Below are 13,705 nucleotides of genomic sequence, written 5' to 3'. Positions count from 1 at the left end.
AGATCCCGTGATGATTAAGGTCGCAATTCATTGAATTACAAATTGTATATAGATAAAAAACGATAACAACGTTTCGACAATTAAACCTAAATCCTCACTTTACACACAGGATGTCTTTGGCCCTCTCCACCCCCAAATTCGAACGATATTTTAGCTTGTTATCAAACAAACCGACTCGACTTGGGCATTAACGGATGTAAACAACATAATTTATGGGGTTGGTTGATGTTTTACAACGAATTCCTTGTTTTTGTAATTATTAAAAAATAAGCCATAAATAGGATGCGACACGCAGCGATGCGTCTTACAGTGATGCGCACCTAATTGCCTGAATACCCACCGTGAGGTGATGTACGTGAAAATTCAGGCCCGTTATGCAACGACTCGCAATGTTTGATGACCTTATTTAGAAGAATGATGTCATCATGAAACGTATGTTAATCAATGCAACTCAATCTGAAGAGTTGCGCGTAGCCCTAGTTGATGGGCAACAACTGTATGATCTGGATATTGAAAGCCCAGGTCATGAGCAGAAAAAATCTAATATCTACAAAGGTAAAATTACCCGTGTAGAACCTTCTCTTGAAGCGGCTTTCGTGGACTATGGTGCAGACCGCCATGGTTTCTTGCCCCTTAAAGAAATTGCCCGTGAATATTTCCCCAAAGGCTATTCATTCCAAGGTCGTCCTAACATCAAGGAAGTAGTGCAGGAAGGTCAACAAGTTATCGTTCAAATCGATAAGGAAGAGCGCGGGAATAAAGGTGCAGCCCTAACCACCTTCATCAGTCTAGCGGGTTCTTACTTAGTCTTAATGCCGAATAACCCTCGTGCTGGCGGTATATCTCGTCGTATCGAAGGCGATGAGCGTACTGAACTTAAAGAAGCCATGGCTGATCTTGAAGTGCCGAACGGTATGGGTCTGATTGTACGCACCGCTGGTGTAGGCAAAGAAGCTAACGAGCTTAAGTGGGACTTAAAAGTACTGCAACATCATTGGGATGCTATTCAAGAAGCCTCACAATCACAGAATGCCCCATTCCTTATTCATCAAGAAAGCAACGTCATAGTCCGTGCTATACGCGACTACTTGCGCCGTGATGTGGGCGAAATTCTTATCGATCACCCACGCATCTTTGAAGAAGCAAAACAACACATTGGTCTAGTGCGCCCAGATTTCGTTGAACGCGTTAAACTTTATGAATCTGAAGTGCCACTATTTACTCACTTTCAAATCGAATCTCAGATTGAATCTGCATTCCAACGTGAAGTGCGCCTGCCATCGGGCGGCTCAATCGTCATTGACCCGACAGAAGCCTTGACCTCTATCGATATCAACTCTGCCCGCGCCACTAAAGGCGGCGATATCGAAGAAACCGCACTTAACACTAACCTAGAAGCCGCCGATGAAATTGCCCGTCAATTACGCCTACGCGACTTAGGTGGCCTAGTGGTTATCGATTTTATCGATATGACCCCAGTTAGACACCAACGTGAAGTTGAAAATCGCATGCGTGACGCCGTGCACCATGACCGAGCCCGCGTACAACTTGGCCGCATTTCACGCTTTGGTTTAATGGAAATGTCACGTCAACGTCTGCGCCCTTCTCTTGAAGAATCGGCTGCGCACATTTGTCCACGCTGTCATGGTCAAGGTACGGTTCGTAGTACTGAGTCACTGGCATTATCGATTTTGCGTTTGATGGAAGAAGAAGCCATCAAAGAAAACACCTCACAAATAGAAGCGATTGTGCCTGTTGATGTTGCCGCTTTCTTGTTGAATGAGAAGCGTAAAGCCATTCGCATCACTGAAGAGCGTCATGGTGTTGAAGTCTATATCATTCCTGACGAACACATGAAAACGCCAGATTACCGCGTTGTGCGTCACAGAACTGATGACGAAATGACAGAATCAAGCTATAAGCGTGTTGACGCACCAGTGGCTAAACTTTATGAGCCACGCAAACTTGAACGCGCAGCTGCACCGCAGCCAGCACTTAAAGGCTTTGCTGCACCACAAAAATCCCCTGATGCCGCCGTTAAAGATGCGCCTGCAGCCCAAGCGGCCCAGCCAAGTTTAGTTGCCCGTATCATAGCAGGCATAAGCGCACTGTTTAATTCAGACAGTAAGACTGCTGAGCCTAAGAACACGGCAAAAGAAAAGTCTACAGAGAGCCGTCCAACAAACAATACTCGTCCTCGTCGTAATGATGGTCGTAGTGATAGCCGCAATGACAATCGCCCTCGCCGTAACGACAGTGACAGCCGTAATCGTAATGATGCAGATAAAAGCAAGGACAGCCGTGGTCGCACTAAAAAGACGGACAAAGAACGTAATGTACGTGATGCTGACGATAACAAACGTCCAGCTAAAAACGACAGCCGTTTAGATAGCCGTACTGATAAAGCGGCAAAGCAAGATAAAGCTCAACAAGTTGCAGTAGATAACGTTGAAGTTAAAGCTGAGAAAACACCTAAACAAGAGGCCGCTCGTGAGCGTCGTCAACGCCGAAATATGCGTCGTAAAGTGCGTATAGAGAATGAGCAAGCCACTCAAGATGTCACTACCACAGCCACGACTGCACCCGAAGCGAAAAGCACAGATGTAGAGCTACCCCCCCAAACTACAGCGCCTATCGAGTCAACACCAGTGCAAGATATAACTGATGCCTCACAAGCTGAACGTTCAAGCAGTGACAAGAAAAGTGACGACTCTGACAGCAAAGGTTCACGTACACGCCGCCAACCTCGCAAAGAGAAAACTGAGCAAGTTGCAGCTGAGTCAAACGCGGCGGTTTCAAGTGCCGACGTTCAAGCGCCACAAATAGCAACCACAGCTGTTGAACTAACAGAACAAGAGCAAACTGACGTTAACGCTGAAGATGATGAAGCAAAAGATGGCCGTGATGGACAACGTCGCAGCCGTCGCAGCCCACGTCATCTTCGTGCAGCAGGACAACGTCGTCGCCGTGATGAAGATGATACTAGCCAAGGGGCGGTATTCTCATCAGTGGATGAACTAGAAAAGCAGCTCAATGACGAGCAAGATGCTATTGCAGCGCAAAAGCTTAATGGTGAAACGCCTCTGGCAGCAGCGACCGCTGAACAAACGCCAAGCAACCATGATGTAACTCGTTCAGTAAGCAGTCCGGCTACAATCGAGCCGACAGTGCAAAGCGCTGAAACAGCAGTAGAAGCCACAACTGAAGCTACAGTTAACACTGTTGTTGAAGCACAAGTTGCAGCGATTACAACTGCCGTCACTGAAACAGCAAAAGCTGAAGTCAGCACGGTAGAAACTGTCGCAGACGTTACTGAAACCGCAATAACTGCTGAAGCTAAGGTAGAAGCACCCCTTGCTGCACCCGCTCCAGTAGTTGAAGTGCCGACAGTTGCTGCAAGTGCAGTTGAAACAAGTGTTGTTGAGACTGAAAAAGCAGTAAAAGAGGCTTCAAATGCTTCTGCGCCTATGGCAAAGCCTGCAATTCCAGCCCGTAAAGCCGTGGCTCCAGTCGCCGCTGCGCCAGTAACGCAAAGCGTTGCAAGCACTGCGCCAGCAAAACCGGCAGGCACTAGCCGCTTCGGTACTATGGTGAGTTCAGACATGACCAAGCCTGTTATCCATGAAAGAGCACAGTTAGTGACGCCTAAGGGCCGTGAATACGACAACAGTTCAGCTGAAGATGCTGCACCTAAAGCTAAAATAGGTAACAGCGCTTCATCGGATATGTACCGTCCATAATCTGCCATTGGCATCAAAAAGCCATGCTAATTGCGTGGCTTTTTTATTTATTGCAGTAATAAGAAATTCGCAAAAAGCACGCGTCTGTCAGCTAGACTAGATTGAACATTCAATCTGTTCACTACGACATTCCATTAACGCATGGAAACCATGCCCAAGTAAAAATACAGAGGTTCAATGTTCGATCTTCTCCGTCACAAAACCAGTAGCCATAAGGCTGATATATTATCAGGCCTGACTGTGGCACTGGCCCTTATCCCAGAAGCCGTGGCTTTTGCCTTCGTGGCTCACGTCGAACCCATGGTTGGCCTATACGCCGCCTTTATCATGGGATTAATCACCGCCGTTATTGGTGGACGTCCTGGTATGATCTCAGGTGCCACTGGTGCTATGGCTGTGGTCATGGTGTCTTTAGTGGTTGAGCACGGTGTGCAGTATTTGTTTGCTGCCGTGGTGCTCGCCGGGATAATACAAATTACTGCCGGGGTATTTAAGCTAGGTAAGTTTATTCGTATCGTGCCCTATCCTGTAATGATAGGCTTCGTGAATGGTTTAGCGATTGTGATTTTCTTAGCCCAACTTGGCCAGTTCAAAGTCAAAGATGCGGCCGGCAACATGGTATGGATGGCTCAGGAGCCATTAATGCTAATGTTAGGCTTAGTGGCACTGACCATGGCTATCATTCACTTTTTGCCTAAATTAACCACAGCAATCCCTTCATCGCTAGTGGCTATTCTGACAGTTACTGCAATCGCTGTGGGCATGGATTTAGATACTAATAACGTGCTTGATTTCCTTAAATCCATGAGTGGCGATGACAATGCTACGATTGCAGGTAACTTGCCATCATTTGCCATCCCAAGCGTGCCGTTTAATTTTGAAACCTTCTACATCATCTTGCCTTATGCCTGTATTTTAGCGGCTGTTGGTTTGATTGAATCATTACTGACCCTAACGGTTATCGATGAGATGACCAATAGCCGTGGCCGTGGAAACAAAGAATGTGTAGGCCAAGGCGTAGGTAACATCACCAGCGGTTTCTTCGGTGCCATGGGTGGCTGTGCCATGATTGGTCAGTCGATGATCAACATTAACTCAGGTGGCCGCGGCCGTTTATCTGGGATAACGGCTGCCATAGCCTTACTGGCGTTTATTTTATTTGGCTCAGCCTTTATTGAAATCATTCCTCTGGCTGCACTCGTGGGCGTAATGTTCATCGTGGTACTGGGTACGTTTGAATGGGCAAGCTTTAATGTAATGAACAAGGTGCCTAAGCACGATGCCTTTGTCATCATACTGGTGACCACAGTGACAGTGTTTACTGACTTAGCCTTTGCAGTGTTTGTTGGCGTTATCGTCTCTGCGCTGGTGTTTGCATGGGAACACGCCAAGCACATTAATGTTGAGAAAAGCGTCGATGCTAATGGTTGGAAAGTGTATCGCTTAAATGGGCCTTTGTTCTTTGGCTCGGTAGCAAATTTCCTAGAGCTTTTTGATGCCGCTGACGACCCACAAGATATTATCGTTGATTTTCAAAACTCACGGGTTGCCGATCATTCAGCACTCGATGCCATAGACACGCTAGCAGAACGTTACGTTGCTGCGGGCAAGCGTTTGCATTTACGTCATTTAAGTCAAGATTGTAAAGCCTTACTGCACAAGGCCCGCGACTTAGTGGAAGTGAATCAAATTGAAGATCCTCACTACAAAGTCGCTGATGATAAATTAGATTCATAAGACTTTTTCGCATGAAAAAGTAGTATAAAAAAAGGGCGACTTATGCTTAAGTCGCCCTTTTGTGTTTCCGCACTAAACCTTGATGTTATTTCCCAGTTATTTCTTCAATTTATCAGCAAACTGCTTTTTGAACTTATCAAACTTAGGTTTAACCACCATTTGGCAATAGGGCTGCTCCCCATGTTTAGCAAAATAGTCATCATGGTAGTGCTCTGCAGCATAAAACGTCTCATAGGCAACGACTTGAGTCACTATAGGTTTAGGCCAAATTTGGGTTTGAGTTAATTGGCTAATCATCTGATTTGCGGCATCAACCTGAGCGCTGTTGTGGCAAAAAATTACCGAGCGATATTGAGGCCCTTTGTCATTGCCTTGCTGATTAAGTGTGGTGGGGTCATGGCTGGCAAACAGCACTTCAAGCAAACTTTCAAAATCAATCAAATCGGGCTGATAGGTTATCTGCACCACTTCTGCATGAGCTGTCATTCCTTGGCATACAGCATCATAATTTGCATCATGGGCATCGCCGCCACTGTAACCAGATTTCACTTCAACAACCCCCTTAAGGGCTGAAAATATAGCCTCAACACACCAAAAGCAGCCCGCACCAAAGGTGGCGAGCTCAGAGTCTGATACGACATTAGTGTCGTCGATTGGCTGAAACACCATGGAGACAGAATTAACGCAGTGACGAATATTATTAACCGTTAAATGCTCCCCTTCAAATACATGCCCAAGATGTCCATCACACTGGGCACAGGTGATTTCAACCCGGCGACCATCGGCATCCACATTGCGGTTAACGGCGCCTGGCAATTCATCATCAAAGGCAGGCCAGCCACAATGGGCATTGAATTTATGTTCACTTTTGTACAAAGGGGCTAAGCATTTTTTGCACAAATACACCCCTTTAGCATAGTGATTAACATATTCTCCACTAAAAGGTCGTTCTGTGCCTTTTTGCTCTATCACGTATTGTTCAAATTCAGTCAGTGTCTGCATGTTCTAGGTTCCGTTTTATTGGCACTAAGTGCGTGAACGTCTTAAGACTAAGGTGACGTTTACCAGTAAAAGGTTGTTTTGTGGTTAAGATAGCTGCGCTTGTCTATTCAACAATGACAACATTACCACTACAACATAAAAATATTGACCGTTAATCGCGTCAAAAAATTGCCCCTAACCTGCCGCGAGGTTAAAATCATCTCGGGTTAAAAATAAAATAAGTAGAATATAATGAAATTAGAAACAATTGATTATTTAGCGCCAGACAGTGCTGAACGCTTTGTGGCCTCTTTACGTGAGACAGGTTTTGGGGTGTTATCAAACCACCCAATCAAGAAAGAATTGGTTGAAGCCATTTATCAAGAATGGTACGAATTCTTCCAATCTGATGAGAAAAATGAGTTTTTATATAAACCAGAGACTCAAGATGGCTTCTTTCCAGCCTCTATTTCAGAAACAGCTAAAGGCAATACGGTTAAAGATATCAAAGAATATTACCATATTTACCCTAATGGCCGAGTTCCTGAATCATTAAAAGCCAACATTAACGCTTATTACGCTCAAGCCAATGCCTTTGCTGCTGAGTTACTGGGCTGGATTGAACAATTTTCCCCAAGGGATATCGCCGCTAAGTTCTCAATTCCATTGCCTGCGATGATTAAAGACAGTGAAAAAACCTTACTACGGGTACTGCATTACCCGCCAATGAAAGGCAATGAAGAAATGGGCGCCATTCGCGCAGCAGCCCATGAAGATATTAACCTTATTACAGTGCTACCTGCTGCTAATGAGCCTGGCTTACAAGTTAAAGCAAAAGACGGTACTTGGTTAGACGTACCTAGTGATTTTGGTAATATAATTATCAACATCGGTGACATGTTACAAGAAGCCTCTGCGGGTTATTTTCCTTCGACGTCTCACCGAGTTATTAATCCTGAAGGCATGGATAAAACCAAATCACGGATTTCGTTGCCTCTGTTTTTGCACCCGAATCCAGAGGTTATCTTGTCAGAGCGTTACACCGCTGATAGCTATCTGATGGAAAGATTACGTGAACTTGGCGTTATTTAACGCTAATTCAGTATATTAAATTGTTGCTCAAAAGCGCCTAAGGGCGCTTTTTTTATGGCAAAACGCCATAACAATTTAACCAATAACAAGGTAGAATAGCGCTTTTGTATATTACGCGGTAAAAGCGCGCTAAAAAGGCACAAATCATGGCAATTCAGTGGTATCCAGGGCACATGCACAAGGCACGTAAAGAAATCGAAGAGGCCATGCCTCAGGTCGATTTAGTGATCGAGGTGCTCGATGCGCGTATCCCATACAGCAGTGAAAATCCGATGATTGCGCAACTCAGGGGTGATAAACCTTGTATCAAGTTGCTTAATAAAGCCGATTTAGCCGATCCTGAAATCACTGCCCAGTGGATTGAATACTTAGAGCAAGAGCAAGGCGTAAAAGCTTCTGCCATCACCACCCTGCAACCGGGCATGGTGAAACGTATTCCTGATATTTGCCGTAAACTTGTACCACACCGAGACATCACAGAAAAAGACATCCGCACCATGATAATGGGGATCCCTAACGTAGGTAAATCTACCATTATCAATACATTAGCAGGACGGGTTATCGCTAAAACCGGTAATGAGCCAGCAGTTACCAAAAACCAGCAGCGCATTAATCTACGTAATGGCATTGTGCTTTCAGACACCCCTGGCATTTTGTGGCCTAAAGTGGACAACGAAGCCAGCAGTTACCGCTTAGCTGTCACTGGTGCTATCAAAGATACGGCAATGGAGTATGAAGACGTAGCACTTTTCGCCGCGGCTTATTTCCTAAAAGCCTATCCTGATGCCATTTGCGAGCGCTATAAGCTTAAAGAGTTACCAAAAGATGATATGGCACTGCTTGAAGCTATAGGTCGCTCTCGCGGCGCCTTAAGACCCGGCGGCCGCATCGATTATCACAAAGTCTCTGAATTATTACTCCACGAGTACCGTTCAGGGCAAATCGGTTTATTGACCTTAGAAACTCCAGCTATGGCTGAAATAGAAAAAGTCGAAGTGGCACGAGTGTTAGCTGAAAAAGAAGCCATTAAGCAGCAAAAGCTTGAATTAGAGCGATTAAAACGTTCTGGAAAACGCCATAACGACTAAAAAACAATTTATCTTTGTACAAAGCCAATAGCCTAAGAACCTGCGCCTTAGGCTTTTTTGTTTCACAACCCTTGTTGTATTGTTTTTGCCAGAGCATCTAAACTGGCGTCGAGTAAATCCAGCACTCGCTCAAATCCATCACAGCCACCATAATAGGGATCTGGCACTTCATCGGTATCAAGGATTGCAAACGACAGCATAAGCTGCAGCTTATGCTGTAGATGCGCCGGACATAACGCCTTAAGATCTGCAAGGTTTGCTTTATCTGCCGCTAAAATCATATCGAAAGATTCAAAATCATCACTGCGTACTTGGCGGGCTTGCATTGCTGAAAAATCCAAACCACGCCTATTGCCTGCGGCTATGCTACGTTTATCAGGGCTATGGCCTTGATGAAAACCTATAGTCCCTGCTGAATCAATTTCTGTAGTAAGTTGATATTTAATGATTTTACTTCTAAAAATAGCTTCCGCCGTAGGTGATCGGCAAATGTTGCCCATACAAACAAATAGAATGCGATGCTTCATCATTTATCCTTACTCTGTTGTCATAGCTAAGCCTGCTCTAGTCCACGGCTCAGTAAAAGTGATACAATTTAAACACATAATAAGAACAGATATTACAACAATGAAACCTAAGAATAATCATGGTATTAAGCGCATAATTCGCGCTACGGGATTTTCCATTAGCGGCCTGAGACTGGCCTATCGTAATGAAGCAGCCTTTAGACAAGAATTACTGCTGTGCACGATTGCGCTGCCCATTGTATTTTGGCTTAATGTCACCAGCGTTGAACGAGTATTGCTCATCATAGGGCTATTTATCGTGCTGATTGTAGAATTGTTAAACTCGGCTACCGAAGCTGTGGTTGATCGTGTAGGTGAAGAGCTGCACCCGTTAAGCGGTCAAGCAAAAGACATAGCCTCTGCCGCTGTGATGCTCAGCCTTATATGTTGCGCCTTGATTTGGGGAATAATTCTATTCCCGCAATTAACAGGCCTATTCTAGCCAAGCTCAGGCACTAAAAGTGCGGAAATATCAGGGCTGAATTTAAGACTTAGCCCTTATCCACCAATAAAACAATCGCTTGCTCTATCTGTGCCAAGCGCTCACTTTTACCTAAATAGGCGGCATAAAGGATGCGCTTGATACTTTGTGCCCCTTCAACCAAATACAGCTTCTTATCTGCTAACCCCGCGCTTATCAATGCATCAGGCAGGAAAGCACAGCCTCCGTTATTATTCAAAAAATCCAGCGCTATCCGCGCTGAGCTAGTGTGTAAAACTGGGACGGGTAATTGTGAAAATTCTTGTGCGTGCATAATATTAAAGGCTGTCCCCCAATCGACTTTAATATACGACTGCAGCTGAGCCTCATTTAAACTGCAGCCCATTTGATCTGACACTAAACGTAATTCGATTTGCGCCAATTGGACTAACTCGACGTCATCGAGTTTTGGCGGTTCGAAGGTAATGGCAATGTCTAAAGTACGCTCAATTAATTGCCGAGTCATTATGGTGCCAGTTAAAATCTCAGTTCTTAAAGCAACACCTGGCAACCCCAAATGTAAAGGTTGCAGATGCTCCTGCAAATAAGCATCCCAAATATTATGACCCGCAGCTAACGTAAGCTGAGAAGTGTGCTGCTGGCTTAAGGATATATCTTGTTTAGCACGCTCCCATGCCGTCAGCACCGCTTCAGCATGGCCTAATAATCGCTCCCCTGCTGGCGTTGGGTGAATATTATTACGCAACCGCTCAAATAGCTCAACGCCTAGTATCCCCTCTAACTGTTTGACTCTAAAACTAACCGCGCTTCGGGTAAGGTAAAGATTTTCAGCTGCCTTGCCAAAATGCCGAGTTCGAGAAACTTCCAAAAAGGTTTTTAATAAATCCGTATCCATAAAAATTCTTTACCATCAAAGACAAAATATTTTGATTTTAAAATCGAGAATACTAGCCAATACTCCAGTTGAAAACCATTGTATTTTATATTCTAGAAGGTACCGACCATGACTCAGCACTCATTCACCCCAGCCTCTGGTAGTGAAGCAATCACAGTGAATACTGGGATGAGCTTTGTGTCTACTAAACGCTTCTATGATGACGCTAATTTTCCGAAAGGTTTTAAACGCTGCGGAGACTTTACCAGCAAAGAAGCTGAATTACTTGAACTTCATGGCCAAGCCATGAAAAATTTAGTTGAAGGCAAGCAGCTCGCTTGTACGCCCGATGAAGATCAATTCATTCAGGTGGCTCAAGGCAATATAGCCCCGAGCACTCATTTCGAACTCTTGTGGGCTAAATACATCAAACTCGCCAAAGGGAAACCTTTTTATGCGGTTGTTGGCACAGTGCATGCGCCAAGCGCCAAGCCTGTGGTTGAAGTGGATATCGAATTTGATGATATCGATGATGACGAAAGCAGTGATGAAGAATCTCCTACTGATTAAATCAGTCTGCCTTGAACCATTGCCTAAGCCTGCAATAAAGAGTTTGTAGGGAAAAGATCCAAATTCTGATATGAGCGTTACGGCGCTCATATCCCATTGCGATAGTTACCGCTTTGAATATTTATAACCATCACTCCCCCTATAAAAATGCTCTCCAACTCCTTAATCAATACTTTTAATGCTTTTAGCACTTTTTCAGCATGTTGATGCTTTTTTTACTATTCTAATTGATATTGTTGTTTACAAAAAACTAACAAGTAATGCATAGTGTTTACCTTAACTAGTCATTTAGTCTTACTTCACTGCTAAGCTAAATTGGTGATCTTTTGAAGCTAGTGAGTTAAATCGTGGCATGAAAAATAACAATAATAGATTGGGGAAGGCATGTATAAAAGATGTTCTTTAGGGTTACTGGCTTTTATGGCGAGCGCTTCAATGGCTCAGGCGGAAGAATATAAGCTAAATTTAGGGCTTTTTTACGCCAATTCTGACTCCAATATCTTAGTTTCAAACACTAAAGGGGGGACTTTCCCGTTAAGTTTTGAAGATGATTTAATGCTTGATGAAAAACAGTTTCTACCTTACTTCGAATTTGCATATGACTTTAACGAACGCCACCATTTGTATATTGATTGGAAACAACTTCACCGCACAGCTGAAACCCCCTCCTTAGAAAAAGCCTTTCAAATACGATTAGATGGCGTTGATTACGATGTCAAAGCCGGAGGTAAACTGCAAACCACTTTAGATATCGATATCATGCGTTTAGGCTATGGTTATGATATATGGCAAGGAACCAATTACAGTATTGGAGCCTCCCTAGGATTGCATACCATGTTTGTTAAAACTGAATTTGAAGGCACTATAGGCATTTGCGTTCCCGATAACTCCAGCACTCAGCTGTGTGATAATGCAATTGCAAACCCTCAGGTCATAGACGAAAACTTTACCGCACCGCTGCCAAATTTAGGCGTCTACGGAAACTATGAGTTTTATCCAGGCTGGCAACTTAAGATCCATGCACAATATTTCGCTATTGAATACAAAGATGTAAAAGGTTCACTTAAAGACATTAAAATTGGTGTTGAAGCAAAAGTTGCTGATCATTGGTTCTTAGATTTAGCCTACAATTATTATCGCGTTGATGTGGATATTGCCGAAACCAGCACTAAAAATGGCCAAAGCTTTAAAGTGTCGGATTACCGCATAGATTACAGTTTTACGGGACCAGTATTCTCGGTAGGGTTCCGCTTCTAAGGCCTTCATCACTTGTAGCTAAATCTTTAAGGTCTTACAGCTAAGCCTTTAACGTCTTGTGGCACTCTAATCTTGTGATCTACAACAAATTCTAAGGCAAGTTTTTGATCCCTTGCTATATTCAATATTATCGCAGCAGTATTAGTAAGTGTTTTTTACTAAAAATGCTAATATCAGCCTCAGCTAACAATTAATAGTCCCGTTATCGGTGAGGAAAGCATGTCAAACGACCTATTACAAACGGCCGCATTAAATCTTAAAAAAGCCGTTCCTTTGATGCTCAAATATAAAATTCCTACTACACCCACCAATTACGCACTATGGTATGCCTATGTAGGCGAACAAAACCCAGTATTAAATCAAGAACTGGATAGCTTGATACAGCAAAATATTAGCTACTCCCCTGTCAGCAGTGAATTATTGTACCGCAAACACGTCGCAGATCCTGTTGAACTTGATGTGCGTACTATGCGCCAAAGCCTAGATGCCATGGTGTGCGATTTATCTCAATCACTTAAAGATACCAATCAAGACACTGTGTCTTTCCAAAGCCGTATCGAAAAAGACTTTACTAAACTCAATGAGTTAGAGAGCCAAGGTTTCTCATTAGAGCAAGTGATCGGCGTTGTACGCAGCATAGTTAAAGAGTCAACAAACATTCGCTCCAGCGCTATTAATTTTTCGCAGCAACTGCAAAAAGCACAATCTGAAATAGAAACGCTCAAAGTGAAGCTTGCTGAGACCGAAAAAGACATGTTGTTTGATGCCTTAACCAATGTGCTTAATCGTCGTGCATTCGATGAAGATATCAAAGCCCTGGTCGCTCAAAAGGCCCCTGGTAGCTGCCTTGTTTTATTAGACATTGACCATTTCAAAGCCTTTAACGATAACTACGGTCATCAACTCGGTGACATGGTACTTAAAACTGTGGCAAAACGGGTTCAAGAAGGCTGCCGAGATGGGGCTAAATTCTACCGTTTTGGCGGGGAAGAATTCGCCATCATTATACCTAAGAGCCAACTTAGGGTTGCACGCCAATTGGCCGATGGCATGCGCCGTGCTATTGAAAAATTGACCCTTAAAGACAGACGTAATGACGCAACCATTGATGCTATCACAGCCTCATTTGGTGTTAGTGAATGGCAGCCAGGTCAGAGTGTGGCTGAGTTTATCGAGGCCACCGACAAGTTACTTTATGAAGCAAAACGTTTGGGTCGCAACCGCGTTATGCCTATGTCTAGCTAAAAGAAGGCTTTTAGCCACATCCATTACACCCATTAATACCTCAATTGCCCCCTTTTGAGGTATTTTGTTATTGGGCTAATGCCTGTGTAATGCAAATAGCGATATCCTCAATC

At 44.0% G+C, this 13,705-nt stretch carries 11 protein-coding genes; 8 read left to right on the top strand and 3 right to left on the bottom strand.

Annotated elements, in window-relative coordinates; genetic code table 11:
• Positions 1-425: 425 nt before the first annotated feature.
• Positions 426-3,740, top strand: a complete 3,315-nt coding sequence (rne, locus tag H5073_RS08800) for a ribonuclease E (RefSeq protein WP_182678974.1) — start codon at positions 426-428, stop codon at positions 3,738-3,740.
• A 177-nt stretch (positions 3,741-3,917) separates the two neighbouring features.
• A complete protein-coding gene (locus tag H5073_RS08795) occupies positions 3,918-5,477 on the top strand; it encodes a SulP family inorganic anion transporter (protein ID WP_182678972.1) in 1,560 nt (519 codons plus the stop codon).
• Positions 5,478-5,573: 96 nt separating this feature from the next.
• Here the strand turns inward: H5073_RS08795 and H5073_RS08790 are convergent, their stop codons facing one another.
• Positions 5,574-6,479: a bifunctional methionine sulfoxide reductase B/A protein gene (locus tag H5073_RS08790; RefSeq protein WP_182678970.1), complete on the bottom strand. Its 906-nt coding sequence runs from the start codon at positions 6,477-6,479 to the stop codon at positions 5,574-5,576.
• 231 nt (positions 6,480-6,710) lie between these two features.
• Here H5073_RS08790 and H5073_RS08785 point away from each other — a divergent pair, with 231 nt between their 5' ends.
• Together H5073_RS08785 and ylqF are read left to right on the top strand one after the other, a co-directional pair.
• Positions 6,711-7,550, top strand: coding sequence for an isopenicillin N synthase family oxygenase (locus H5073_RS08785; RefSeq protein WP_182678968.1), 840 nt, complete (start codon positions 6,711-6,713; stop codon positions 7,548-7,550).
• 146 nt (positions 7,551-7,696) lie between these two features.
• Complete coding sequence (ylqF, locus tag H5073_RS08780; protein WP_182678966.1) at positions 7,697-8,638, top strand: ribosome biogenesis GTPase YlqF; 942 nt, start codon at positions 7,697-7,699, stop codon at positions 8,636-8,638.
• Positions 8,639-8,700: 62 nt separating this feature from the next.
• Here the strand turns inward: ylqF and H5073_RS08775 are convergent, their stop codons facing one another.
• Positions 8,701-9,165: a low molecular weight protein-tyrosine-phosphatase gene (locus H5073_RS08775; protein WP_404948386.1), complete on the bottom strand. Its 465-nt coding sequence runs from the start codon at positions 9,163-9,165 to the stop codon at positions 8,701-8,703.
• A 100-nt stretch (positions 9,166-9,265) separates the two neighbouring features.
• Here H5073_RS08775 and H5073_RS08770 point away from each other — a divergent pair, with 100 nt between their 5' ends.
• Positions 9,266-9,646, top strand: coding sequence for a diacylglycerol kinase (locus H5073_RS08770; protein ID WP_182678962.1), 381 nt, complete (start codon positions 9,266-9,268; stop codon positions 9,644-9,646).
• Positions 9,647-9,695: 49 nt separating this feature from the next.
• Here H5073_RS08770 and hdfR read toward each other — a convergent pair whose 3' ends face one another.
• Positions 9,696-10,541, bottom strand: a complete 846-nt coding sequence (hdfR, locus tag H5073_RS08765) for an HTH-type transcriptional regulator HdfR (protein ID WP_182678960.1) — start codon at positions 10,539-10,541, stop codon at positions 9,696-9,698.
• Between the two features lie 108 nt (positions 10,542-10,649).
• On the opposite strand from hdfR, the gene H5073_RS08760 reads away from it, so the two are divergent.
• The 3 genes from H5073_RS08760 (at position 10,650) to H5073_RS08750 (ending at position 13,592) form a co-directional block, all read left to right on the top strand.
• Complete coding sequence (locus H5073_RS08760) at positions 10,650-11,090, top strand: DUF413 domain-containing protein (RefSeq protein ID WP_182678958.1); 441 nt, start codon at positions 10,650-10,652, stop codon at positions 11,088-11,090.
• Positions 11,091-11,474: 384 nt separating this feature from the next.
• Positions 11,475-12,347, top strand: coding sequence for a hypothetical protein (locus tag H5073_RS08755; RefSeq protein WP_182678956.1), 873 nt, complete (start codon positions 11,475-11,477; stop codon positions 12,345-12,347).
• A gap of 219 nt (positions 12,348-12,566) precedes the next feature.
• Positions 12,567-13,592, top strand: coding sequence for a GGDEF domain-containing protein (locus tag H5073_RS08750; RefSeq protein WP_182678954.1), 1,026 nt, complete (start codon positions 12,567-12,569; stop codon positions 13,590-13,592).
• Positions 13,593-13,705 lie beyond the last annotated feature (113 nt).

Source organism: Shewanella sp. SR44-3, from assembly GCF_014163735.1.
Lineage (GTDB): Bacteria > Pseudomonadota > Gammaproteobacteria > Enterobacterales > Shewanellaceae > Shewanella.
This window is presented reverse-complemented; position numbering and strand designations above follow the sequence as displayed.